Source organism: Acinetobacter sp. YH12097 (assembly GCF_013419225.1).
In the GTDB taxonomy this organism is placed as follows: domain Bacteria; phylum Pseudomonadota; class Gammaproteobacteria; order Pseudomonadales; family Moraxellaceae; genus Acinetobacter; species Acinetobacter amyesii.
In genome coordinates, this window is the sequence record NZ_VPAN01000041.1 from 1 (window position 1) to 24,707 (window position 24,707).

Annotated in this window: 23 protein-coding genes and 1 pseudogene; 15 read left to right on the top strand and 9 right to left on the bottom strand. The window is 34.6% G+C overall.

Annotated elements, in window-relative coordinates; translation table 11 throughout:
- Positions 1 to 216 precede the first annotated feature (216 nt).
- The 4 genes from FTU37_RS13900 (at position 217) to FTU37_RS13915 (ending at position 2,200) form a co-directional block, all read left to right on the top strand.
- Positions 217 to 798 carry a hypothetical protein gene (locus tag FTU37_RS13900; RefSeq protein WP_252725878.1) on the top strand — a complete coding sequence of 194 codons (582 nt, stop codon included), beginning with the start codon at positions 217 to 219 and terminating at the stop codon, positions 796 to 798.
- A 268-nt stretch (positions 799 to 1,066) separates the two neighbouring features.
- Positions 1,067 to 1,354 (top strand): BrnT family toxin, encoded by a 288-nt coding sequence (locus tag FTU37_RS13905; RefSeq protein ID WP_180124507.1) that lies wholly within the window; start codon positions 1,067 to 1,069, stop codon positions 1,352 to 1,354.
- Positions 1,341 to 1,652 (top strand): BrnA antitoxin family protein, encoded by a 312-nt coding sequence (locus FTU37_RS13910; RefSeq protein ID WP_180124508.1) that lies wholly within the window; start codon positions 1,341 to 1,343, stop codon positions 1,650 to 1,652. The genes FTU37_RS13905 and FTU37_RS13910 overlap by 14 nt, the downstream gene beginning before the upstream one ends.
- Positions 1,653 to 1,861: 209 nt before the next feature.
- Positions 1,862 to 2,200: a hypothetical protein gene (locus tag FTU37_RS13915; RefSeq protein ID WP_180124509.1), complete on the top strand. Its 339-nt coding sequence runs from the start codon at positions 1,862 to 1,864 to the stop codon at positions 2,198 to 2,200.
- Positions 2,201 to 2,388: 188 nt separating this feature from the next.
- Here the strand turns inward: FTU37_RS13915 and FTU37_RS13920 are convergent, their stop codons facing one another.
- Positions 2,389 to 2,658, bottom strand: coding sequence for a hypothetical protein (locus tag FTU37_RS13920; RefSeq protein WP_180005471.1), 270 nt, complete (start codon positions 2,656 to 2,658; stop codon positions 2,389 to 2,391).
- A 2,609-nt stretch (positions 2,659 to 5,267) separates the two neighbouring features.
- On the opposite strand from FTU37_RS13920, the gene repM (FTU37_RS13925) reads away from it, so the two are divergent.
- From repM (FTU37_RS13925) to FTU37_RS13935, 3 genes are all read left to right on the top strand, one after another.
- Positions 5,268 to 6,161, top strand: coding sequence for a replication initiation protein RepM (gene repM, locus FTU37_RS13925; RefSeq protein ID WP_001038666.1), 894 nt, complete (start codon positions 5,268 to 5,270; stop codon positions 6,159 to 6,161).
- A gap of 63 nt (positions 6,162 to 6,224) precedes the next feature.
- Positions 6,225 to 6,782 (top strand): plasmid replication DNA-binding protein, encoded by a 558-nt coding sequence (locus tag FTU37_RS13930; protein WP_109091661.1) that lies wholly within the window; start codon positions 6,225 to 6,227, stop codon positions 6,780 to 6,782.
- A gap of 205 nt (positions 6,783 to 6,987) precedes the next feature.
- The gene (locus tag FTU37_RS13935; RefSeq protein ID WP_180124510.1) at positions 6,988 to 7,413 is read left to right on the top strand and encodes a hypothetical protein; all 426 of its coding nucleotides are present in this window, start codon (positions 6,988 to 6,990) and stop codon (positions 7,411 to 7,413) included.
- 129 nt (positions 7,414 to 7,542) lie between these two features.
- Here FTU37_RS13935 and FTU37_RS13940 read toward each other — a convergent pair whose 3' ends face one another.
- The 5 genes from FTU37_RS13940 to FTU37_RS13960 all read right to left on the bottom strand — a co-directional run bounded on the left by FTU37_RS13940 (position 7,543) and on the right by FTU37_RS13960 (position 13,639).
- Entirely contained in the window at positions 7,543 to 8,577 is a 1,035-nt protein-coding gene (locus FTU37_RS13940) for a spore coat U domain-containing protein (protein WP_180124511.1), read from the bottom strand.
- Entirely contained in the window at positions 8,568 to 11,009 is a 2,442-nt protein-coding gene (locus tag FTU37_RS13945; protein ID WP_179996612.1) for a fimbria/pilus outer membrane usher protein, read from the bottom strand. The genes FTU37_RS13940 and FTU37_RS13945 overlap by 10 nt, the downstream gene beginning before the upstream one ends.
- A gap of 15 nt (positions 11,010 to 11,024) precedes the next feature.
- Positions 11,025 to 11,732: a molecular chaperone gene (locus FTU37_RS13950; protein WP_180027364.1), complete on the bottom strand. Its 708-nt coding sequence runs from the start codon at positions 11,730 to 11,732 to the stop codon at positions 11,025 to 11,027.
- A 65-nt stretch (positions 11,733 to 11,797) separates the two neighbouring features.
- The gene (locus FTU37_RS13955) at positions 11,798 to 12,322 is read right to left on the bottom strand and encodes a spore coat U domain-containing protein (protein WP_180124512.1); all 525 of its coding nucleotides are present in this window, start codon (positions 12,320 to 12,322) and stop codon (positions 11,798 to 11,800) included.
- A gap of 525 nt (positions 12,323 to 12,847) precedes the next feature.
- Complete coding sequence (locus FTU37_RS13960) at positions 12,848 to 13,639, bottom strand: SEL1-like repeat protein (protein WP_180124513.1); 792 nt, start codon at positions 13,637 to 13,639, stop codon at positions 12,848 to 12,850.
- A 166-nt stretch (positions 13,640 to 13,805) separates the two neighbouring features.
- On the opposite strand from FTU37_RS13960, the gene FTU37_RS13965 reads away from it, so the two are divergent.
- A complete protein-coding gene (locus FTU37_RS13965) occupies positions 13,806 to 14,894 on the top strand; it encodes a DNA methyltransferase (protein WP_086240267.1) in 1,089 nt (362 codons plus the stop codon).
- Here FTU37_RS13965 and FTU37_RS13970 read toward each other — a convergent pair.
- Complete coding sequence (locus tag FTU37_RS13970) at positions 14,848 to 15,744, bottom strand: hypothetical protein (RefSeq protein WP_086240265.1); 897 nt, start codon at positions 15,742 to 15,744, stop codon at positions 14,848 to 14,850. The two genes, FTU37_RS13965 and FTU37_RS13970, sit on opposite strands and share 47 nt — an antisense overlap.
- A complete protein-coding gene (locus FTU37_RS13975; protein ID WP_086240263.1) occupies positions 15,737 to 15,982 on the bottom strand; it encodes a helix-turn-helix transcriptional regulator in 246 nt (81 codons plus the stop codon). Before FTU37_RS13975 ends, FTU37_RS13970 begins: the two co-directional genes overlap by 8 nt.
- A 129-nt stretch (positions 15,983 to 16,111) precedes the next feature.
- Between FTU37_RS13975 and FTU37_RS16860 the strand changes: the two genes are divergently transcribed.
- A complete protein-coding gene (locus FTU37_RS16860; RefSeq protein ID WP_086240262.1) occupies positions 16,112 to 17,290 on the top strand; it encodes a HEPN domain-containing protein in 1,179 nt (392 codons plus the stop codon).
- 403 nt (positions 17,291 to 17,693) lie between these two features.
- Here the strand turns inward: FTU37_RS16860 and FTU37_RS13985 are convergent, their stop codons facing one another.
- On the bottom strand, positions 17,694 to 18,671 hold the full coding sequence (locus FTU37_RS13985; RefSeq protein WP_171525971.1) for a hypothetical protein: 978 nt from the start codon (positions 18,669 to 18,671) through the stop codon (positions 17,694 to 17,696).
- A gap of 2,197 nt (positions 18,672 to 20,868) precedes the next feature.
- Here FTU37_RS13985 and repM (FTU37_RS13990) point away from each other — a divergent pair.
- From repM (FTU37_RS13990) to nadS, 6 genes and pseudogenes are all read left to right on the top strand, one after another.
- On the top strand, positions 20,869 to 21,762 hold the full coding sequence (repM, locus tag FTU37_RS13990) for a replication initiation protein RepM (protein WP_168379831.1): 894 nt from the start codon (positions 20,869 to 20,871) through the stop codon (positions 21,760 to 21,762).
- 350 nt (positions 21,763 to 22,112) lie between these two features.
- Positions 22,113 to 22,754 carry an AAA family ATPase gene (locus tag FTU37_RS13995; protein WP_168379832.1) on the top strand — a complete coding sequence of 214 codons (642 nt, stop codon included), beginning with the start codon at positions 22,113 to 22,115 and terminating at the stop codon, positions 22,752 to 22,754.
- A complete protein-coding gene (locus FTU37_RS14000) occupies positions 22,755 to 23,051 on the top strand; it encodes a hypothetical protein (protein WP_168379833.1) in 297 nt (98 codons plus the stop codon).
- Between the two features lie 348 nt (positions 23,052 to 23,399).
- Positions 23,400 to 23,783: a hypothetical protein gene (locus FTU37_RS14005; protein WP_180124514.1), complete on the top strand. Its 384-nt coding sequence runs from the start codon at positions 23,400 to 23,402 to the stop codon at positions 23,781 to 23,783.
- Between the two features lie 170 nt (positions 23,784 to 23,953).
- Positions 23,954 to 24,273: pseudogene (locus FTU37_RS14010) on the top strand (type II toxin-antitoxin system RelE/ParE family toxin).
- Positions 24,266 to 24,538, top strand: a complete 273-nt coding sequence (gene nadS, locus FTU37_RS14015) for a NadS family protein (protein WP_168379834.1) — start codon at positions 24,266 to 24,268, stop codon at positions 24,536 to 24,538. Before FTU37_RS14010 ends, nadS begins: the two are co-directional and overlap by 8 nt.
- Positions 24,539 to 24,707: the final 169 nt, after the last annotated feature.

Here is a 24,707-nt window from a genome sequence, read left to right on the forward strand (position 1 = left end):
TGAATTTCTTTGTCAGACATAGTGATCAGCATCTATATTTATATCCAGTCCATGGTGATAAAAACCATCATAAACTAGACATTTTTATTGGTGAGAATATAGACACTTTAAATGGGTTCTAACATTTTGACTTCGTATAACGTGTATTATGTTAATTTTAGTTTTTCTTTACTTTAAAATGAATGTCTAAATATACTAGAGAATGGTTCTATGAATATGAAAACTGAACCTTGGATTGAGGATAATGATCCCTTAAAGCCCTATTATGGAAAATTGAGTAATAAGGAATATACCGATATTTCTAATATATTTACTTTATGGATTAATCATAAGAATTATATTGATCCTTCAATAATTTCTAAAAATAAAAAATTAAATTTATTAGATTTTTCAAATAGATATAAAGAAAAATGTAATCAATCCTTATATGAGCTGCTATGTGAGAGCCTAAAGCAAACAGATGGATATCTGTATTGGCTACCTATGAACAATGTAAAGAGTGAAAATATCTTTGCCGCATATTCTCCAGAAATGATTGCTAAGACCCCAATAGAAGCCAAGTATTTAGATTATGCTTCTCGCTCTTTTCTGCAAATGCAAAATGGTGGATATGCCATTGTTGAAAGCAACCTAAATTTTATAGCCCTGGTTATTGATGGCTACTATATGCAGGTAGCATTACATTCAAACTTTATGAATGAGAAATTTCAAGAATATCTCGATAGTTGGAACGAGATCGAAAAAAACCTTGATGAAATTACAGCACAGTGCCTTTCACACGCTCATTCTATACAGTAGAAATTAAAGAGGAATGAAGTATGTAAGTACCCTATTTAACATAATGGGCGTTATGCGAAATGCACAAATTGAAACATATAAAAATCAAAAACTTATGATATAAATTATTTGCTCGATGATGTTCAAAAGCCGACTTGGAAACAAGTCGGCTTTTTTATGAGCAGTTTTGATAGTTCTTGCCAATAAATTTGACTAAAAATTACGCTTCTCAACTTGAGTTATACAATTTTGTGATACATTATTGTATATACAAATTTGAATGTTTTTTATGGAACTGTATTTCGAATGGGATGAGGCTAAGAACCAAAAGAATCAGAAAAAACATGATGTATCTTTTGAAACGGCAAGCCTCGTTTTTGATGATCCTTTACGGATCTCAATCCAAGATCGACATACCAATGGTGAGGAGCGTTGGCAAACTATTGGTATGGTTAAAGGCGTACTAATGTTATTAGTGGCTCATACCATCTTTGACGAAGATGACTGTGAAATCATACGAATCATTAGTGCAAGGCAAGTCACCAAAGCGGAGCGAAATCAATATGAGCATGGTTAGATATACACGCACAGAACTGAATGAAAATTTCAGTGACAAGCAAGATGCTGAAATTAAACGCTTGCTTGATAAAGGTACTGTGCCTGATGAGCAATTAGATTTATCTGATATTCCCGAAATTACCGACTGGAGTCATGCTGTGCGTCATGGGCAATTTTATCGTCCAGTTAAGCAACAGACTTCTGTTCGCCTTGATGCTGATGTACTTGCATGGTTAAAAGCTCAAGGGAAAGGCTATCAGACACGTATGAATAAGATTTTGCGTGAAGCGATGTTGCAAGACTTAAAGAATCATTAATAAATGGGAGCTAATGCTCCCATTTTTGACTTCGTATATGTGAGAAAAATTTTGTGTGAGTATCAATAATTCACTAGAAAGAAATAGAAGTGATGAATAAACCATTGGGTACGTCTGGAGTTAATCGAACTCCAGACAAACTAGCAGGGGCATTACTAGAGGGTAAAATAACCTTGCCATCTTGTGCAAAATAATTAGTGAGATAGTTAATGATTTGGTTTAAAACTGCTATGTTTTTCTTGTTATATATGATTTATATCATTTTAATTTTAAATTTGTATGCTAAAGCTTTAATCAAAGTAAGTATTCTTGGTCGTTTTTTTAAAGTGCTATTTAGTTTTTTATTCTATTTGCTGGTTGCGATTGCTTTAATTTTTCCTTTTTTTCATATTCATGAGTTTGTAGATGATTTCCATATATATATTGATCAAAACAATATTTATTTTGCTTTTATTTTGATTTTTTTTGCATTGATTTGTAGTTTTTCAATAATTTATTTTAATAAAAAATTTGGTCCTAAGTTAAAGGCTTTAGGTTATTTTAAATGATTGATGCGTGCTGAAATAACAGGAGACTCCCACTTAGAATTTTTTAGGCAGCTATCTGGCTACCATTATTAAATTTCAACAGACTCTAATCATATATCTATAAATATATGATCTATATTTAACATAAAATCTCTTATACGAAATTGATCAGAGACTAGATATCTAATCTCTGAACATGTCTTATCTTATTACCATCTTCCAAGACGAACCCCGAATTTTTCTTCAAATTCGTCACTAATTCTCTTTCTATCTAATTTGATCTCTTCAAGCTGTTTTTTACGAAATGAGATTTTTTCCTCTCGTGTGAAGTTATTTTCTTTAAAGAATTTCTGTGTTTTGAGATCTGTTAAAAGTAATAAATTATCCTCAAAGCTTCTTTCGCATTCCGTTGACTCTTCATATTCCTCTAGTTCAGCTATGTCATTTAGTTCCAATTCTTCATCTGTAAATTCGTGCATCGTTTATCTCCCAAAAAACGACAATCTATCAGCTTAAAAACTCAATGTAAACTATTGATTATAAACAATTTAATGTTTAAGAAACTATTGGGTTTTAACATAATAAAACGTTAAGAAAAGACTTTTATTTTTAGATATTGAATCATTAAGAAAATGATTCATGCTCTTTATATATTTGAAAATAAAGAAATAAAAAATAATGTTTATTTTTCATACAATTTCAATTTTTAACTTGTTGTTTTTTATACATTAAAAAAATCTTTGCCATAACTATAAAAGTACCCCTTTGAAACATATATTTTTTATTGACTATTTTTGAGTAAATTTCATTCTAACTAGCTGTTTAATGGCAGAAATATAAATAAGAGTTCCCGAAATCAGTGGGCGCGTAAACATCTGAAAATTTGCCAAGTTTAAAAAAGCTTGAGACGATGCCACTGCCAAAATATGAAATGAGCTTTGTTGTGTTAGTCGTGCAACGAGCAAAACTTTCTAAACTTTATTTTTTCGGTCCGTGTGCATGAAACAGCCATTTCATGCTAAAGACCGTGTAGCTGCATACGTGAGAAATCTAGTTGGTGCGGCTGCGAAGGGCACTGGACGGTGAGATTCCGTTCTTTGACCCAATCACTCTAAATTGGCTTCGGCGTATGAAATCGCTGTGAGCCGATTAAATAGTTGGGCGACACTGAAACGGGACCCTTGGTGACAAGGACAAACCCTGCTTAACAGAGAGTGTGAGTATCTTCATGGAATGATAGATGCGTTAGGAACACACGTTTTTAGCTTCAATTCCTTAATAGGGCTAAATGCGTTGCACACTGGTGGGCTTATGAGAGTATCGCGAGGTACTAGGGGCGTGAGGAGAAATCTGGAACGCTTGGTACACAGGGGTTGGCCGAATTGACTTGTCGTGATGACATATTCGGTTGGCTGCTGTGATCTATGGATAGCTCAAGCCAGTAAAGGTGGCACTAAGGAAATAATATGTTGTGTTATTAATTATGTAATTATTCATGATTGGTGAATGTTGTACTTCATATTATTAAGCATGTTGCTTTGTGTAGGATAAGTGCTTTACCCGTAATGAAATTTAATATCGGTTACTAATGAGGGTTTTTGGAACTCTTACCTCAAAAAAAGGGAATAGCTGATATCAGGTGGAACGGATAAGCGTACTGTCCGTCATTTTAATTAATCGCTGTTTATGGGTTATTTAATTTGACAAAGACTGTTAACGCTAAAGTGGGAATCTCTCAAGCCAATTATTAGATGTGGTGGCTCCACACTATAGGCTTTTAGACCGAAAACATTCCGCGAGGATGCTATAAGGACTAATTTGTGAGAGAAGGAGAGTTGCTGAGTAGATTTAATTTGGTTTTTTGTACAGGTTAATTAGGTCACTTCGAGCGAATAAAAACGTAAGGGGTGAGTGAACGAAAGGCAATACGGTGCATAACCAGACTGAGAAAACAAAGTTTGTAGGTGAGAGGTGTGGCAACCTCGGTCGCTATGAAATGCGACAAGCCTAGTTGGCACGGAAGAAAGTGAATAAACGTTAAACATCCTGATGTAGCGCTCGGATGAATAATATTTCATGAGTCTTCACTAAGAAAGTAAGCGTTGGTTACGTTGAAGTTTGCGCTTTGAAATCACCCAGTTGTTCCTGAGACGGATCTGCTGCTGACTGATTTTTGCGATGATGCAGCATGCTGCTAGTGGGATGATGTTATATAAAATCGTGATTGTGGAACTAAAACACAATTTGAAGTGTGTACTTTGTGATGTGTAGAAGTCAGGGCCTGCTTAGTCTTGATGGAGGATCCATGAGAGTCGCTTCCACTGGAAACAGTGAAGATGTCGTAAGTTGATAACTGCGAGTTCGTTCTAGTCGCGAACTCAATAAATGATTAGCGTTAAGCGCGTTAGTTTCGTGAATTTGAACACGGCAAATCAAAACACAAGGCGGTCTCCTTAGGAGGCCGCCTTACCTTTTCCTAAAAGCTCCTCATTTGCGTTTTAAACACGCCTTCCTCATCGACATAGGATTCTTATTAGTGATCAGTGAAAAATCGCGCATACCCCCCTATTTTTGCATCTAATCGTAAGTTCAGAGCGAGTGTCTACGAGCGAACATTGAAAAATCGCGCCTAGACTCTCTGAAAAACAATTTTTTAGTATCAAAATCTCAAAAACAGTAAATCATCTACAGAAAAGTGATTTCTAGACCGAGCGAAGCGAGTAAAAAAACTTATGAGCGAAGCGAATTCATACTAGCTTTTGCTTTTTATTAAAGTCACAACGAGATTAGGCAAAAAATTGCCCCTCGAATCGAGCGAAAGCGAGATTCAATAGAGTTTGAGCGTAGCGAAAACATAGGGCAATTTTTCAATTTGCTCTTTTTAAATATATTTTAAATATTTTAAATCTTTTCAGTCCCCTGTATGCCTTATACAGTAAGGGTTTTAAAGCTTAACTATGACGGATTGACTACTAACTATGACGGATTGACTACTAACTATGACGGATTGACTACTTAACTATGACGGATTGACTACTAACTATGACAAGTATATATTTGTCATATATTAAAAATTAATGGTTTTATTTTGAATAAAAATCACGTTGTAAAATCAAATCAAGTAATAGAAGCCTCATATCAATTAAGTGCCGTAGAGCAACGAATTGTCTTAGCTGCCATTTCACGGATTCCAAAAAATCAGCCTATTACAGATGATGAGCTATATCCTGTTAGTATCAATGAGTTAAGGCAATTAGGTGTACATGAAAAAACTGCATACAGAGATTTAAAGGAAGGTATTAATAGACTCTATGAACGATCTATTAACCTCAGTATTGATGACAAGTCTATAAAAATGCGATGGGTACAAGAAGTTCAATTTCTAGATAGTCAAAGTGTCATTGGTATTCGTTTTTCAAAACCAATTCTGCCTTTCATATCTAATCTAAGTAGAGAATTCACCAAATATGCCCTGTCAGACATCGCTGGAATAAATAGTGGGTACGGTATTCGTATTTATGAGCTACTTGTTCAATATCGACAAATAGGTAAGCGTGAAATTTCAGTTGAGAATTTGCGGACAATGCTTGAGCTTGGTAAAAAGTACCCTTTATTCGCAGATTTCAAGAAACGAGTAATTGATACTGCTATAGACCAAATAAACGAATGCAGCCCTTTAAATGTCACTTATGAACAGAAAAAGACTGGTCGTAAAGTTACTAGTATTATTTTTTCATTTAAAGAAAAGACTAAGAGTATTAGTCATCAGAATACAGATGTACCTAAAGAATTTTATAAACTAACAGATGCTCAAATTAATATGTTTGGAAATCAACTTTCTCGTTTACATGAACTATCACATCTAGCACAGCAAGGTGAAAGCTATGATGATTTAGCTATAACAATTAAAGATATGTTGAGAGATCCAAAACAGCAAAAACAGTTTTTACCTTATCTAAAGAACTTAGGCTTTAAACTTTGAGTTTATTGGAGAATACACTTATTGTATTCTCCAATACGTATCGTTAATACACAGTAATACAATATGAAAACAAGTACAAAATACAGTGTTAGTGATGCTGCAACACTGTATAAAAAATCTCGGGCCACACTCTACAAAGATATAAAAAACGGAGTATTAAGTCGTGATCATGATGGTTCTATCGACTTTTCAGAATTACTTCGTGTCTATGGTGAGCCTTTTGGTGGAACAAACTCAAAACGTCTTGATACGTCTCCAAGACAAAACATTGATACACCTGAATACACTGATAATACAGTTGTTGAACTCAAAAATCAGATTGATTTTTTAAAGAAACAGTTGGAAAAAGCAGAAGATCGGGAAACGAAGGCAAATGCTCGTATTGACACGCTACTTACACTTATTGAAATGAAGCCACCACAAGCCAATATAAGCACGTTTACAGAGCAGCAATCTGACCAGGATATAGCAACGGATCCTCGGTCAGAACCTGAGCTGAAACATGACGGATTGACTACTCCAGAGCAGAGGGAAAATAAGCGGATTCCAGTACCGGAGCACATTGAACAGGAACCGGAAAAAAGAGGCTTTTGGAGCCGTTTTTTTAGACCCTATGATTAACTACGATTGTTTAACTGATATGAACAAAGTCGTGAAACATTGATCAAATAATAAGCGTGGAACGTGAAAAATCATAAAAAAAGCCCACCTTGGGGAAGATGGGCTATCAACTAGAAACTACAGCATTGATTTCTATAGATAATTATAACGCATTTCGTATAACGTGTATTATGTTAATTTTAGAGAAACTTTAAAGAACAGAAATATGTGTGAATGCCAATCTGTAGGTAATTTTTTTGTATGCCCTACTAGTTTTTCAGATATTTTCAGTGATAACTACAGTATGAAGTATAAGTTTCCTGATTACTTCATTGAAGATCCTCCATGCGAGGAAGCCAAGCCAGAATTTGACTATGGTGAGTTTTATTATGTTTGTACCGAGTGTCAGCAAGCTTGGTATTTTGAATGTTATCCAGAAACACCAACAAGCCCAATTTTTGGGATTAAAATTCCAGATATGAGCCAAGTATTAAGCCAAAACCAGATAAACAGCATTAAACAATTCTTAGTTGTTTTAGCTCATGGAGGCTTTTCAGAAAATAAGTGTATTCACAAAGGATGTATAGATTATTCACTTAATGGAATTAAGGTATGTCTCAACCATTTCGGTTATAAATTTAGTCCTCATTAAAATATCCACTTAACATAATGGCTGTTATACGAAACGAGAGCTGTTAGAACCCATTCAAAATGTCTATATTCTCACCAATAAAAATGTCTAGTTTATGATGCATATCTAAATATTTGTTTAGTCACCATTTTAATATGTTACTGTCACGATAACACTATCAGTATAATCGCCAGGAGTACTACCAATAGTTATACCTGATGCAATTTTCCCATATACAGTACTTGACTGAGCAGAACCTATACCTGTTAGAGAAAGACCACCACTTCCCCCTATGCTAGTAGTTCCACCTGTTTCACTCCAAAGATTACTAAAATTAGAATCCTTATAAAGTTGATAAGGGATATATTCAGTGGCAGACGAATGTTTCATTCGCCGACTGCTACTATAATTATTACCATTACCTAAATATATTGTGTAATTTGTTGCCTTATTACAAGTCGTTGAAATAGCTCCAGATGCGGTATAATTATTTTTTGTTGATCCAATATCAGAGATGCTACCAAAATTTATTACATCTGTAGAATTGAGCTGACATATTTTTGGAACAACATAGTTAGCTGTTAATGTAGTGCCACCAGAATCCCATCCACTACCAGTACTAGAACTAGTCCCTTCACATTGACTGGCAGAGCCACCTTGCATATCCCAATAAAGATTAACTGCTGCAGTATACGTACCGACTGGATAAATATTGGTTGAAGAGGATCTTTTAGGTACAGTTACTGTTACAGAATAATCAATGACATTGTTATTTGATACTGTAGTAACGGGGCCGTACCATGTATTAGAAGTTTGATTAGTTGAAGTTGAACCAGCACCGCCCACAGAAGCTATTACCGTATAAGGTAATGATGTTGAACTATTTGCAGTTGTTGTGCCTGTAAAAATTGTTTTCATGCACATATATTTTTCAACTTTATTGGAACTACTTCCTTCAGTACAAGTTATTGTTCCTGTAAAGGTAATTTTAGCAGGACTATCCAAATTTGTAGCATTATAAGTATGGGTAGTTGTAGTTGTGCCAACTGGTTTACATATAGCATGCGCTTTATTAAAAAACAAGCTTATAAACAGAATAAAAAAACTAATTATCAAAAACTTACACAAATTGGTCGAAATTATATTTTTCATTGTAACTTGATAGTTTGTGCAAATTATTGACATACATATGGCCCTAATTTCTTTAATGAATAATGTTCACTACCATAATCAAAATGAACCTGACATGAACCCTGATCTAGCAAATCAACATCAAGGATGTTTTTAGGTAGTAGACCTTGTACAAAAACCTCACCATCATAACCAATGAGTGCTGTATTTTCGCCATTAATCGTTACGCTATAACCAGGCTGAATAGGGTTATTGTTTTTATCTACTAGTTTTACAACAGCAGATATTACTTGGTGAGCATCAAAGTCAATGTGTGCACCTTGGCGATACCCCACAATTACTTTCTGTGCAGTATTTGGCACTTCCCACTGCAACGGTAAATAGGTTGGATCAAGGAAAATATGATGGGTTTGGTAAGGTAGTAAATTAGAAATTAAGAAACGACCTTGATGATCGGTTTTACCTAAATTAACACCACCATTTAGGATTTGGCTTTTTGGTCCTGCATTTGTAACAACTGCATAACCATCTCCAATTTCATTTGCAGCAAAAACCCTTCCTGCAGCAAAAACGAGTGAACCTGTTGCAGATAACGAAGCCTGATCTATATCACTATATCGACTATAACTAGCTGTGAGATAGGCAGGTCGAGCCCGATAATTTACATATGCTGAAGCATTGTTATTCGAACTTCTTTCATTGTGCTCAACATAGCCACCCCAACCTAATGAGCCAATTTCTGGGCCTGATAAGCCATTAAATTCTTGGCGGTAACTTGTAGTATTATCTGCATCTCTCGACATGCTCGTGATAGCATTAAACTTAAATGATGGGGTATAACGTAAAGCAATATAAGAACCATAATTTTTAGCATCATTAAAATCTTTATAAACCGATGCATATAAATTCCAGTTTTTACCAAGATTTGCATTGAAGTTGGCAGATAAAAGGCTATATTGAGATTCTTGTGATTTTATCTTATTATAACCAGCATAAACCCCATAACCATTATAAAAATTATAGCTTAATCCCGCCCGAAAGAGTTCATCAGCTAAAGCGCCTGATGTTAAAAAATTGTATTCTGCATCTTTTTCATTCTTATTATATCCATTTTCATAACGAACTTTTGAAACACGTGCTAGGTCATAATAATTATCAAAAACTTTTCTAAAGCTTGTATTAAATGAAATATCTTTATTAATCCGACCTTCTAACCCAATAGAACTTAAATAACCATTTTCATCTTTATAGTTACTCAACGAAAAATCTGCATTTACAACGCCCAAACCCCATAAGTTTTGTGCAAAACCGATACCTGCATTAGACAATCCATCAGTTGATGCTTCCATCCCACCACTTAACGTGAGCGATTGTTTAATCCCGTAACGAATCGATCCCGAACCAAAAAGCACCCCATCATCATAATCATTCGAATAAGAACCATAATTGTAACGTGGCATACCAACATCTACAGAAAACTGATTAACACCTTTTGCTAAAACTTTAGGTGAAAAGTAGTATGCCTTTTTAACTAAATTTTGCTTTCCTGTAGCATCGGTTGTTACTAAAGTGACCTCATTTCCAGAAATAAGAGGTAACTGTTTAATATCGAATGGGCCAGAGGGCACTATTCCAGAATATACTTTTTGCTGATTAACATATAAATCAAGCGTTGATGGTAGTGCTGCTGATCCTGAGAATTGAGGTAATGCTGTAGTAATAATGTCTGAGCGTTGAGCATACGCACTTGACCATTGCGCACCACCTAAACGCACACTGTTACCCCAGTCAGTAGTGTTTGATGTAAAATCACCAATGGTATAAAGTCTAATTTTTATCGGATTAATATATTGCCATTTCGATTCTAACCGTACAAATTTATTATGGCTATAATCATTTAGATCATCACCATTATACAAAACACCTGTATAGAAATTGCCTAGCCGAGTGCTATAAAATGCTTCAGCAGATCCAGAAAAAACATTCTGTTCGTCATTAATCGTATTGTAAAGACTATAATTAATGATCGCTGCATTCAATGGTTTTAAGTTTAATAGCTGATTTGGAGTCGCATTGGATCCTTCTAAATCCAGACTAAACCTAGTAAGCATCTCTTGAGGTACAGTTAAGTCTAAATTCTGATTACTTTCATCATATTTAAATTGAATTTTTTTATAATCATTTAAACAAATTAATTGTGTATCAGAAATATTCTCATCTAATATTATTCTTAGTGCTCTTAAATGCTTCGCTAAAATATATAATTTACCATTATTATCTTTTTTAACCGCTGTTAAATCACTTGTATTTTCACTATTAACAGATACATTCAAAAACAAATTGATATTAGATTCTTTGTTAGTAATATTTTGTGGGATAATATCAGGGATAATTGGAGTCGTAGCATGAGTGTCATCCCTTAACATAGCATAAGCAGTTGTATATGGTATACAAATCAAACATGCTGCTAGAACCCTATATTTCATAGCATTAAATGCCTTTTACAATACGATGGTTTTACCATCTACTACTAAAGTTACGCTATATTCATGATTAGCTTGAAATTTAAAATTATTTGCAATCGCATAACTTTTTGTCTGCTTATGTAAAATGTAGCCATTCAGTGTGTTGACAGGTATCAAATAGGTCATTTTAGAAGTTTTATCAATAATAGAGAGACTACTAAGTAAAACGTGTCTGGTTCCAATATTATTTAAAATCAAAAATGATTGATTTTCACTATTTTCAATTTTCCATTTAATTTCATAATAAGCATTTTTGTTCACTACAAAAAGTGGCATCGAAGAGCGAAGTAAAACATTTACACCTTGACTTACCTTACGGCTATCTGCCGGCTTAGGTAATTCATCCACAATAATACGATATGACTTTTCATTTGTAATAGGTGCCGAATTCAATCTTACAACGCGTAAATTATAAGACCCTTCGGAAGCAAGTTTAAATATTGGTGGACTAATGACAATATCATCTGTCGGTATTAGTTGATCTTTTCCTTCTACTTGCGACCATTCAAATGCGCGCACCTGAAAATCACTACTTTCAGTTGATTGATTATAAATATTTAGCGTGGTAGCCGACTGTGTATCTAAGAGTTCTAAACCGATAGGCGATAAACGAATCGATGCAGCATAAATACAAACTGGCATACATAAAGAAATTTTCAGTAATGAGCTAAAAATACTTTTCATTATCAACCTATCATTAAATAAATATTAAGCTAGCAAATAATACCTAGCTTAATACAACGCAACTGTTAATAAGTAACCGTCAATGTCACTGCATCTGTATAATTACCTGCAGTTGGTAAAACACTTCCTGCTGGGATACGACCATAAACGTCAAGTGTCTGTGGAGTACCATCACCTATAATTGAAGCTGTCGTGCCATTAACTGTAAGTGCAGTTGCACGATTTGACGTTAAATATAAATTGTATGGAATAAATTCTGATGAACCACCCGCCATACGACGTACGCCACCTACAGCATTGTTACCAGCACCAAATGCAACTGTATAATCTGTACCTTTGTTACATAATACCTTGATAGAAGTTCCAGAAGAAGTAGTAGTGTCACCATCCACATTGGCTGTCAAAGAAGTGATTGTCCCAAAGTCAAGCACCGCATCTGCTACAGTGCCAGACGCATCGGTATTTACCGAACAACCTTTTGCAACTGTCGCTTTCACAGTTAATGTACCTGTTGTAGTTGCAGCATTTGCGGCTTGAATACCGATTAGCCCAATTACTGCTAACGTAGCATAAGAAATAACCTTTTTCATTTATGAACCCTTTTACATCGAATTGTTAATGTATATATGTGAAAAGAGCACACTAAACCTGTACAACTAAATAGTGATATTCTTTACATTCAATAAATTATATTAAATTAATGTAATACAAGCCACATTTTTTTGTAAAAATGTTAATTTTAATGCAACCAGTCCGAATCATGCTGAATACGCTTCGGACTATTTAACATAATGGTCGTTATACGAAATGCTTTTTAAAATATCCTTGTTTTTCATATAGTTAAAAATTTTTCATCCCCCCTGAAAAACAACAAAAACCGACTTAGAAACAAGTCGGTTTCTTTTTAAGCAATTTTGATACTTCTTGCCAATAAAATTGATCAGTATTTAATCAATTTGTCATTTTTCTCTGCGTTATCAAGCCAGCGCTGGCTTAAATTATCCCCATTTTCTGCGGACAACTTTTGGGATAAGTTTTAATCAATTTTGTACACTATGACACACATTAATTCACACCCTTGGCATTTCTTCGATGTCTATGGGTTTTATTACTGGTCATCTGTAAAAAAGGGATATAGCGTCTTGATGACCATTAGCAGCAGCTTTTTTTATCCATATTTCAGCTATTTCATTATTTTGGGCGGTTCCATCACCCCGAAGATACATCATTCCCACTGTAAATTGAGCATCAGCATTTTCTTGCTCGGCAGATTTACTGTACCACTCAAAGGCTTTTTCATAGTCTTGAGTGACACCTTGGCCAATGGCATAAATTCTACCTAGACTATATTGAGCATCAGCATTTCCTTGCTTGGCAGATTTACTGTACCACTCAAAGGCTTTTTTATAGTCTTGAGTGACACCACTACCATCTTCATAAATAAATCCTAGATATTTTTGAGCATCAGCATTTCCTTGCTCGGCAGATTTACTGTACCACTCAAAGGCCTTTTTATAATCTTGAGCTACACCTTCACCATTAGCATAAGCTGCACCAAGGTTATTTTGAGCCTGAATATTTCCTCGTTGGGCAGCTTTGCTATACCACTCAAACGCTTTTTTATCATCTTCAGTTACCCCCTGACCATTGGCGTATAGTGCTCCAAGGTTATTCTGAGCATCAGCATTTCCTTGTTCGGCAGCCTTGCTATACCACTCAAACGCTTTTTTATAATCCTGAGAAACGCCTTCGCCATTGACATAAGCTTCACCTAGCAGAGTTTGTGACAAGGCATCTCCACGATTTGCTGATTCTTCAATATCTTCAAAATCAGATGTCTGGCTACATGCAGACAAGGATAAAATTGATAAAAGAATTATTATTTTTTTATTGGGTATGAAATACATAATTAAATTGAACTACTTTTTTTGGGTACGCTATAAGTATATAGCCTCATAATTTCGCATAAGAGATTTTATGTTAAATAGATGCAAAAGGATGTAGATATACAAGGTATAGTTGCGTTTCGTCTTGGTTGGAAATAAAATCCTTTTTTAGGATTTTTTTAGTATTATGAATAGTAGTGTTCCGATAATTTCTCCTCCGAGTACCGTGGGGAGAGGAAATAGATTGAAAGCCATTTCTACTAATGCTCATGATGTTGAAAGTTTTGAGCATGATGGAATTCATCTCTATCAAGGAAATTCTCTAGATTTTTATAAAAATTGGGAAACACCAACTACTATTATTTCAGATGGTGCTTACGGAATATTAGGGTTTGATGGAGATACATCTAACCATAATGATTTAAGAAGTTGGTATGAGCCACATATCAAGGCATGGAGTGAGGCAGCTACTCCTTATACCAGTTTATGGTTTTGGAACACCGAAATTGGTTGGGCTACGATTCATCCATTGCTAGAGTCCTATGGATGGAAATATATTAACTTGAATATCTGGAATAAGGGTAAAGCTCATATTGCAGGAAATGTTAATACAAATACTATTCGACGCTTTCCTGTTGTGACGGAAGTTTGTGGCTATTACGTCTATGATGCAAAAATTAATGGTAAAGAATTAAAAAAATGGCTCTATGATGAATGGAAAAAGACAGGATTAGCTTTTAATCAAGCGAATATTGCATGTGGTGTGAAGAATGTAGCCTCTAGAAAATACTTTGACCAAGGTCATTTATGGTATTTCCCACCTGTGGAGATGTTTGAAAAATTGGTTGATTATGCGAATAATCATGGAAAAGAAGAGCACAAACCATATTTCTCTGTAGATGGAATAAAGTCTCTAACTGCGGAAGAATGGCAGAAAATGAGATCTCAATTTTACTGCCCAATTGGTTATACCAACGTTTGGGATAGGAAGCCATTAGCAGGAAAAGAACGAATTAGAGTATCTTCAGAAAATACAAAATCTGCTCATTTGAATCAAAAGCCTCTAGACTTGATGAACTTGATTCTTGAAGCTAGTACTAGTCCAAATGATACTATTTGGGAACCATTTGGAGGCTTATTTTCAGCTTGTCTCGCTGCAAAAAAAATTAATAGAAAAGCGTTTAGTGCTGAGATAGACCCAGCACATTACTTATATGGAAAGAACAGATTTATCGAGGAAAAACTAGACCAAAACTTTCAGTTAGAGCTTGAATGATTTGATCATCTGTTCCTCTAGATAAAATTCTTTGCCAATTTGAAATAGTACGCCCATGTATGGTCGTTGACATAACTCTTGTTTTAAATGCTTCAATTTCTGGGTGTGCAATTCGATCTATTTTTGCAAAATTTGTATCCAGTCTATATGGATAATTTCGAATTAAAGTTCTCAATAGATCTTGATAACTTCTAGATGAATCATAACGGTGGTCATCTAATTCCCAATTACGAACGAGTGCTTCAGCTTCTGCGTACTGTCGATCTGTTCCTTGGAACTTATATCCATTCATATTTGTTTGCTGAAGATTGATAGTCCTACGAGTCGTATCTTCTGGTTCAAGTACGATGTAATCGGGAGGACGGTTATAGTGATTATCTCTATAATCAGCAATAGAGGCTGCTGATATACAAGCAATATCAATAATCCTAGGCGCACCAAAAATTATATACTCAGGTAGCCAAGCCATTAAAACAACATATGTCTGATCTTGTAAAAAGTATGTTTGGCTATCTTTAAATCGAGCAGTGATTTCTGTTGATAGGGGAAACCATGCTTTAATTTCAAAACCTGGATTAGGTACTATATTGCCAACAAACAATGTGTCTGGGAAACCAGGATCTTGTCTAATCCATGAACCAAATTGTTTATAGTTTGAATTTTGATTAAGAAAATCACAGGTAGCAAATTCAATTAAATTACCAACCAATGGCGATAGTTTGGAAATAGTATTGGCTAAATTAATCGCTGCTTGAGAGGAAGCTGGAGGCTTTACTTCTAAGACATTAAAAGTATGTCCAGATAACTGAGATAGATATTCAGCCCCTTCTTGTAAAACACGTTTATACATCTTTTAAGGTTCTTAACTCTTGGATAATTTTTTCTGCTTCAATTTCAAGTGCCTTACAAACGTTAATGAATTCAATAACATTAAGCATCTTTTCACCATTCTCATATTTTGAAATATAAGACTGAGGCTTATTTAAAAGACGAGCTAATTCTGCTTGGGTAATATTTTTGGAATCCCTAGCATTTAAAAGAATCTCTCTTAATCGTATGTATTCAAAGGAAAAAGTAGCTTTGCTCATTAAGCTAGTATATATTCCAAAAGCGAATATCCCATTTTAGGATTAAATCCAAATAACATATTGATTTAATTTAAAAATTAAAAATATCAATTATAATGTTTGGGAGTTTTTTTAGGGACAGAGTAAAAAGTGAAGTTTGATATTTTATGTTTCTCTACAGGAACAAATGGAAAATGTACGATTAAGACAGAAAAAAATTTAATTCATTCTTTACTGAGTAACGCAGAATGTTTTCCTGAAGATCAAAAAGCTGAGCCTCACCCAGCTAAGACCCCCAATACAATAAAATATTCTTCAGGTGCGAAAATATCTGTAAAACTTATTAATATTCCTGATGATAAAGATGAAACAGTAAAGATCGAAGGATTTTATATATCTTGTGAAGATAATAATTATGAATCAATTGAACCTAAAAGGCTGAAGATACTTGATCATATAAAACATCATAAGTTCGATAAAATTTATATAACAAAAGATGATGTTTCCAAGTCGATTGCAGAAGGACTATATCCAAAAATATATGAGGTTGAGAACTCATTAAGATCTTACTTAATGACTTTTATGGTTACACGTATTGGAACTAAATGGTGGGAAATTACAGCAACCTCAGACTATCAGCAAAAGGCGCAAGGCCGAAAAAATAATGAAAAGCACTTTGCACAATACATTGATAACCGAGCTTATTTAATTGATTTTGGGGAATTAGGTAAACTTATTTATGAAAAAAATTCAGGATTTAATGAAAGAAATCAGATTGTAGAAAGATTAAAGTTATGTAATACCGTTGATGATTTAGAAATGCTCAAACAAGAAATTGAGTCTAATTATCAGAAGTTTTTTAAAGAAAATTTCAAAGATGTAAAATTTCAAGAAAAATGGGAAGATTTAGAACGGTTAAGACATAAAATTGCACATAACAATCTTTTTATAAACCAAGATAAGATTAATGGAAATCAATTAGCTGATGAGTTATTGAAAATTATCGAAACTGCTTTAGGCAACATCGATGAAATTGATATGAGTGCAATTGAAAAAGAGGTAATAAAATTAAATATTCCTGATAAAACAATCATTTCTGAAAAGGAATTTATTGAAGAGTTAATGCGAATAGAGGATAGAGATCCAACAAAATTTGTTGGTGTATCTTGGTTTATTAGAGAATGCCTAGCTCCTAAAGATTTTGATGATCAATCTAGTTATGACGTTTTAGAAAACCTTATTTTGCAGGGAAAAATTGAGAGATATGAAGTACCTTTTGGTGCCCGTTCAACTCCAGCAATAAAGACTATTCGGAAAGAGTTAATTTAGTTTTTAATTTTAGTTGTATATTTTTAAGTTTCCCTAAAATTAACATAATACACGTTATACGAAATGCTTCACTTTATTTCATATAATTCAATGTGTTAATTGATATTATAAAGCCGAACTCAGCTGAGTTCGGCTTTTTTTATGATTTTTCACGTTTAGCGATCAATATTCAATGGATACCATTGAAACCTTTTAGCTCTTCTGTTTTCTCAAAAATAAAGTCTCTACGATCTAGAATTAGACAGTTTTTATTGTGTCGTCTGATTGATCTTGTGGCTTTGCTAATATCATGGCAATCCCCTTTTCTCTAGTTCTGGACTCAAAAAGGGGGTGGCATAATAGTCTCCTCAAATTAATTTTTAGATTACTCAGCATCAGAACACTTTTATAAGTAGCAATTAATTTAAATAAGATACTGATTAATAAGGTCATTATAGTTTTCTTCATGCACATTTTCCTTACCAAACTCTTGCCCAGTTTCTTCAAAAAGGCGTCTTAAAATCACGAATTGGAGGAAGTTTTCTGCATAGATTTCTTGCCTCGGCAAATACGACAACCTCAGTGGCTGATAATATTCAGCGTTTCTCAGATTCGATTGTCCTTTCTTGTAGTGATAGCCGACAGCTTGCGTAAATAGCCGTCCAACCTGATGACGATTACCTTTAAACACGGTGTAATGTTGTAAATCACTGTTTAGCTGCTGCCATTTCCCGATGCCCACTGATTTATGAGGATTAGAAATTAAATCATTAATGATTTCTTTGTACTTTTTCTCGATTAAATGAACGCTGGGTTCGTCATACCGCCATGTCCAAGTATAGTTTTTTTCGCTCTTTTCACGATTTGAAGCATATTTTTTTGAGTTTTTGGTCGAATGTGAAAGTCGAACTAACTCAACATACTTGCCGTTGCCAAAATCGAGTTTTAAATAAGGTTTTTGCAGCGCAAATTTGAACTTTTCCTGATCTCGAAAGTAATTCTGGATCAGGTTAACCTCTTGTTGTTCCTTTTCACGATTCCAAACAATCGTTTCAGCCTCAGCGATGCGTTGTCCAGATCGGCGTGGTTTCAAGCTAATGTGGCTGACCTGCGTGTTAAATTTATGAGTATGAGGCGTAGTAATTAGCAACCAAAAATCAAAAATCGTACTGTTTACACGTTTTTGCACAATCAGGTCAGCAATCGGCTCTTTTTTAGTGTTCAGTCGGTACGAACGCTGTCTTGGAGTTAAATCCAAATGATATTTATTGGTTAATTTCTGAATCAAATGATCTATTTTCGGGAACAACAGATTGTTCTCCGCATCCACAGAAAAATGAGCATAAAAATAAGCGCCATGTCCGACTTTATCTACGATTCTTTGAGCTGTATAACGACTCATGGGGCTGTAATGAATCACTTTATTGTCACCAAGCAATATTTATAAAATTGTCATCAAACAATATTATAAAAAGGCGAGTGTAATCAAGCAATATTTATAAATAATAAAATCCTTATTTTATAAGGGTTTCATCAAAATTTAGTGGCGTAGCCACTTTTACCAATGCCGAAGGCATTGGTCGGACTTAATTGACCCAATTTGTCATTGAACAATTAAGTGGTTCCTAGGTAACGATATTTACACCTGTTTTTCTTTGTTTTATGATGCTTTTATTCATTGACTGAAGCAGTCTGACCAACTGCCTGACCATTTCGTTTTTACGATTTTGAGCAGGCAACAGCCTGCTTAAAGCCATGTTTTTTTAGATAGCGCAACGATTCAAGATTAGCCATTTTGAGTTGACCGATTGAGCGTACTACTGGAGAAATCCCGTTCGGTACGATCTGATGGGCGCTAGGGAGTTGTAATACTCCTTTTCGATCCAATCCATGCTTGCATGGGGTTGGGCGACAAGGACACGGGAGCCTATAAACAATCGAATGATTGTGAAGTGGTCGTAAGGTTAGATATAGCCTGACTAGATACAATTTTTTTTGTATTGAAACCCTGTTTTAACGATTACCGTGAGACCCTGACAGGATGTTAAGGGTCACTAATAACGGCAATGTGTTGCGGCAAATGCACTCTAAGAGGGAAGCGCAGCTCATTGGCACAACTGATGGCGTTTGAGGTAACAGCAATGTTACAGGCTAGCTGAGGAGAAATCTGGAAGCAGCGGCACCACTGAGTGAGATCATCTCAAGCAAAGTGGGTCAACGGATAGCTTAAACAGTATACATCCGGAAGCATAAACCGGAGACACGTGTAGATTAAGAGCCATACGCTCAGATTTTGTCTCAAAGTCATATCCACCAAATCTAAGGAACCGCGTGGTGGGGAAAATGGAAGCACTGACAGACAAAAGAGCATTGGCGTTCAATTGCTAAGATCGTTAGAAATAACTTGGGAATCTCCATGCTGTTAGACATTGAGTTGTCACGGCAAGGCATGGAGAGGGAGAGAGGATGAGTAGGTCGTATAAGTTATGAAAATAACGAAGTCGATGCTGTATTAAACATTGCGAACTCACCAGTGGCGTGGCTGCTAAGGGTGGTAAAGGGAGTAGTGTTGTCGAAAATCCGAGTCGGTTTTATGTTGTTATCTAAAAAAGCGAAACATAGCTAAAAATGGTTTGGTCGCCATTGTTTGTTCTGATAGGTCGGGATTGGTCTCCCGATCTAAGTCAGGACTAAGCAAACGTTAATGAAAGAAAAGAAAATACGGCAGCATAGTCTTGTGTACTGCATGATTTTTTTCATAGTTTCAATTCTAACTAATTGAATATTTAACTAATTTAGAAAAATTAGCGGGAGTCCTCGTTAAGATGAGTTTTTTCCATTCTTTAGTATAAAGAACGACGTATTGTGATAATGACTTGGGTATTTGCCTACCCATGTTCTACTCGACAAACAACGTGAACTCTACGAAAGTGAGATATGACTCCCTCGGTTGCGGCAAAACAACTAAACGAGGTGAGTTCCTAAATCTCTCTATTTTGCTTTCTAAGGCACTTTAATTTACTTCAGGTAGGTAAATCAAAAAAACACCTAAAGTAGCTAAAAACCCTTATTTTTTGCATTTAAACGGTATGTTTAACGAGTGTCTACGAGTGACACAATGAAAGTTTGCACCTAGACTCTCTGAAAAACCGTTTTTTAAATACCCACTTCAAGTTGAAAGTAGATCACATGCTTATCTTTGCGCTTAGACCGAGCGAAGCGAGAAAAAAAGCTTTATGAGCGAAGCGAATTCATTTTTGCTTTTTATTAAAGTCACAACGAGATTAGGCAAAAAATTGCCCCTCGAATCGAGCGTAAGCGAGATTCAATAGAGTTTGAGCGTAGCGAAAACATAGGGCAATTTTTTATGACTAGAGCTTTTATTAAATTTTAATGCTTTTAAATGTTTTTAGGATTTATGAAACCCTTTGTATTAAAGAGCTTCAAGCTTTATATAGCAACGTTTTCCGATCTTTATAGCAACGTTTTCCGATCTTTATAGCAACGTTTTCCGATCTTTATAGCAACGTTTTCCGATCTTTTGACAACATTGATAATTTATGTTGTTATATGTTCAGTAAATATTTATCTATTTTTATATGAAAAACAAAATCGTTGTAAAAGACAACGCTCTAATTAATGCCAGTTACAATCTCGATGTAACTGAACAACGTCTTATCCTATTAGCGATTGCTGAAGCTCGTGAATCACAAACAGGCATTACTACAGATAATGAGCTAATCGTACATGCTTCTAGCTACATAAATACATTTGAAGTGGAAAGACATACAGCTTATGAAAGTTTAAAAGAAGCGTGTCTTTCTCTTTTTGGCCGTCAATTTAGTTATCAATTTGATAATGAACATGGGAACTTAGAAAAAGCTCACTCTCGTTGGGTAAGCAAAATCAGTTATGTAGAAAATGAAGCTATTGTTAAATTAATTTTTGCTCCAGATATTATTCCTTTAATAACCCGTTTAGAAGAATGCTTTACAAGCTATGACTTAAAACAAATTGCAAAATTAACCAGTCGTTATGCTATTCGTCTCTACGAATTACTTATTTCATGGCGTAGTGTGGGTAAAACAAGAATTTACGGGATACAAGAATTTCGCTCATTACTTGGAATAGAGGGAAATGAATATACCCGTACAGAAGCTTTTAAAAGACGTGTTTTAGAAGTAGCTATTTCCCAAATCACAGAATTTACAGATATTAATGTAAAATATGAACAACATAAAAAAGGCAAATCTATCATTGGATTTAGTTTTTCTTTCAAGCAAAAGAAAGAAAAAAGTCTTCCTAAACTAACTGCAAAACAAGTCCAATATTTCTCAAATTTATTAGCTCACGATCCTTCGTTTGCTTCAAGGAATAGTAAAGCTGGTGAAAGCTACCCTGATTTTCAAAAAAGGATAGCAGATGAATTCTTACTTCCTCAAAATATTCAACTGCATCTCGAAGACCTAAAAAGAGTCGGTTTAAAAATATAGATATTACAATTGGTTATGAAAAAATATATCACATTATAGCAACACCTTCCGATCACACTTGAATAACTTACGTAAGTTACATAACTTATTATTTTCTGTTTAAATAATCCTCGATAGATTGGTTGTTTTTAATAATTTTTTTTTAAATCATCCTAAAATTTATTTTTTTAATAAAAAAAGGGCTATTTTTTTTCATTTTTAAATTATGGTAGTTGAACATATACCACATTATAGCAACAATTTCCGATCACATAAGTAGTTGTATTTATTTAAAAAATAAAAAATTTATTGATCTTAAATAAAACAATATTATATATTTAACTTAAATAAGTTACATAAGTTAAATAACAATGATTATTTTAGTTGGTGGTGAAAAAGGTGGCTCAGGGAAAAGCTGTCTTGCACAGAACTTAGCAGTATACCTTCAGAAAAAAGGTAGAGACATTCTACTTTTAGATGCAGATCCTCAAGGTACAACAACAGACTGGATTAAAGAACGGGATGAAAACTCTAATCTAAAAAATATTCCATCAGTTCAAGCAGCAGGTAATATTCGACAGGTTTTAGACGATCTATCTCGACGTTATCAAGACATTATTATTGATGCTGGTGGTCAAGACTCAGAAGCTCTACGCTCGGCAATGACTATTGCAACACATATGCTTTTACCATTTCGCCCTAAACGTCGTGACTTAAAAACTTTAATTCACGTTGAACAGCTTATTAAATTAGCTAAAGCAGTTAACCCTAATTTAATTACTAGGGCCGTGATTACTCAATGCCCAACATTACCTAGTCAAGTACAGCGAATTCTTGATGCAAAAGATGCATGCGAGTCTTTTGGCTTATCTCCATTGAATCAATTCACAACAAACCGCAACGTATATGACGATGCCGATGAAAATGGACTTTCTGTCTTTGAAGTTGATACAGATAAAAAAGCAATCATTGAAATAGAGCAACTTGCTTTAGAGTTTTTAGGAGAGCTTTAAATGGCACTTAAAGGTTTAACAAAATCAGCTCAAGAATCTAAATCTACAGACCAAAAAATTGAGGATTTCATAAGTGGGTCCACAAAGCGCGTAAAAAAATTAGAGTGTTCACAACAAGTATATCGTCGATTTACGTTTTCACTAACAGAAGAAGTGAGCAAAGAAATTGATGATCTATTGATAGATTCTAGAGTAGCTAAAGCAAATCGTTCTGTCATTTTAAAAGCAGCTTTACACCAATTACAGAAACTATCGAAAGAAGACCTACAACAAGCTGTATTAAGTGAAGTTAAATAATATGCACAACTTACGTAAGTTACTTAACTTGCATAAAATTTAAACCTAATAATTAATTTGATTGTTTACAGTGGCTAACGAACAGAGTCTAAAAAAGGTGAATAAATCGGCATATTGCGTGAATGATCCACTAAAAAGCCCAGTTTGAACAAACTGGGCTTTTTAGTGGATCGCAATGTCTTGATTTAATTCAATTTACAGAGCGCATTTCGTATAACGTGTATTATGTTAATTTTAGAGTAACTACAAAATTTCTAAAAATTCGGTGACTATTCAATTTTTGCTTTATTTATGTAATACAATTTATCTTCTTATATTTGTAAATATAATTATTTCAGTGAAATTCTTATGCTTAAAAAAATTACATTACTGTTAGTTACTATAATTTCTATTTCTGCCCATGCTGATTTTAGATTTCAATGGCAAAACGTCCCTGCTCCTAACTTTGATATAGCTGGCATAAATCAAGCTTATGCACAGAATAATCAGCAAATGAGTCAAGGTATTGATCAAGTGGCTAATGCTTATAATCAATATGCAGCTCAAAAACAAAAACAGAAACAGCTTCAAGAATATCAAGATGCATTACATGCAGCATTCGTACATGAAATTAGTCAAGCAGGCGGCCTCATTGAACGTAACGGTGATAATATTAATGTTAGCCATCCTGACGGTTCTCGTATGTTCTGTTATAAAAGAATTTCGAGAGAAACTTGCCAGATACTCAACTAATGCTCATCACAATTGAATTCCATAACCACGGCTGTAATATGGGATGATAAAATTTAGAATAACTAGCCTATTTAACATAATGGCGGTTATACGAAACGAGAGCAGTAGCTCTCGTTTTTTAATGTGGAAACTGCTAGAATAATTGTACGCCATTGACGTACACAGAATCTATGTTATTCATTGAAACCAGTATCTTTACCAAGCAAATCAAAGACCTTGTATCTGATGAGGAATATCGTCAACTTCAACAAGATCTATTGGTTCAGCCAGATAAAGGTGACTTAATCAAGAATGGCGGTGGCATTCGAAAAGTACGTTGTGCTCAAGGGAATAAAGGCAAAAGTGGCGGTATCAGAGTAATTTACTATTGGGTAAATGAGGAGATCAAATCTTTTTCTTGGTGGCTTATCCAAAATCTGTAAAAGATAATCTAACGGATAAAGAAACCGCCATTCTGCGCCAACTCGTGAAGGAGCAATTTCATGGATAACAACTTATTTGATGACTTAGTTGCTTCGATTAAAGAAGCAGGAGCAATCAAGCGCAAAGAGATCCAACCTAGTCGAACGACGGAACTTGAATTACCAGATATTAAGGAAGTACGAGAAAAAACTGGTTTAAGTCAAAGCGAATTTGCAGCACGTCTCCACATTAGCCATCGTACTCTGCAAAACTGGGAACAAGGCCGACGCTATCCAACAGGACCAGCAGCAACATTGATTCGAATTTTAGATGCACATCCTAGTCTTATTTAAAAAAAAATGCATTAAAAATGGGAGCTTAGCTCCCATTTTTTGTGTTATTCACCAATTAAAATGTCTATGCGATAAACCATTTAAAATGTCCTGTTTTTAACTACAAGAGTCAAGCACAGGATTTAAATTTCTTTGTTCAATAACAACTTTCTGAGCTTTACGACTCGGC

Coding starts and splice junctions, on each gene's coding strand:
- FTU37_RS14005 (WP_180124514.1), top strand. CDS start 23,400: ATGCTTAAAAAAATTACATTACTGTTAGTTACTATAATTTCTATTTCT.
- FTU37_RS13985 (WP_171525971.1), bottom strand. CDS start 18,671: ATGAGTCGTTATACAGCTCAAAGAATCGTAGATAAAGTCGGACATGGC.
- nadS (WP_168379834.1), top strand. CDS start 24,266: ATGGATAACAACTTATTTGATGACTTAGTTGCTTCGATTAAAGAAGCA.
- FTU37_RS13970 (WP_086240265.1), bottom strand. CDS start 15,744: ATGTATAAACGTGTTTTACAAGAAGGGGCTGAATATCTATCTCAGTTA.
- FTU37_RS13965 (WP_086240267.1), top strand. CDS start 13,806: ATGAATAGTAGTGTTCCGATAATTTCTCCTCCGAGTACCGTGGGGAGA.
- FTU37_RS13950 (WP_180027364.1), bottom strand. CDS start 11,732: ATGAAAAGTATTTTTAGCTCATTACTGAAAATTTCTTTATGTATGCCA.
- FTU37_RS13955 (WP_180124512.1), bottom strand. CDS start 12,322: ATGAAAAAGGTTATTTCTTATGCTACGTTAGCAGTAATTGGGCTAATC.
- FTU37_RS13975 (WP_086240263.1), bottom strand. CDS start 15,982: ATGAGCAAAGCTACTTTTTCCTTTGAATACATACGATTAAGAGAGATT.
- FTU37_RS13960 (WP_180124513.1), bottom strand. CDS start 13,639: ATGTATTTCATACCCAATAAAAAAATAATAATTCTTTTATCAATTTTA.
- FTU37_RS13905 (WP_180124507.1), top strand. CDS start 1,067: ATGGAACTGTATTTCGAATGGGATGAGGCTAAGAACCAAAAGAATCAG.
- FTU37_RS13900 (WP_252725878.1), top strand. CDS start 217: ATGAAAACTGAACCTTGGATTGAGGATAATGATCCCTTAAAGCCCTAT.
- FTU37_RS13915 (WP_180124509.1), top strand. CDS start 1,862: ATGATTTGGTTTAAAACTGCTATGTTTTTCTTGTTATATATGATTTAT.
- FTU37_RS13935 (WP_180124510.1), top strand. CDS start 6,988: ATGTGTGAATGCCAATCTGTAGGTAATTTTTTTGTATGCCCTACTAGT.
- FTU37_RS13920 (WP_180005471.1), bottom strand. CDS start 2,658: ATGCACGAATTTACAGATGAAGAATTGGAACTAAATGACATAGCTGAA.
- FTU37_RS13945 (WP_179996612.1), bottom strand. CDS start 11,009: ATGAAATATAGGGTTCTAGCAGCATGTTTGATTTGTATACCATATACA.
- FTU37_RS13930 (WP_109091661.1), top strand. CDS start 6,225: ATGAAAACAAGTACAAAATACAGTGTTAGTGATGCTGCAACACTGTAT.
- FTU37_RS13910 (WP_180124508.1), top strand. CDS start 1,341: ATGAGCATGGTTAGATATACACGCACAGAACTGAATGAAAATTTCAGT.
- repM (WP_168379831.1), top strand. CDS start 20,869: ATGAAAAACAAAATCGTTGTAAAAGACAACGCTCTAATTAATGCCAGT.
- FTU37_RS14000 (WP_168379833.1), top strand. CDS start 22,755: ATGGCACTTAAAGGTTTAACAAAATCAGCTCAAGAATCTAAATCTACA.
- FTU37_RS13995 (WP_168379832.1), top strand. CDS start 22,113: ATGATTATTTTAGTTGGTGGTGAAAAAGGTGGCTCAGGGAAAAGCTGT.
- FTU37_RS13940 (WP_180124511.1), bottom strand. CDS start 8,577: ATGTCAATAATTTGCACAAACTATCAAGTTACAATGAAAAATATAATT.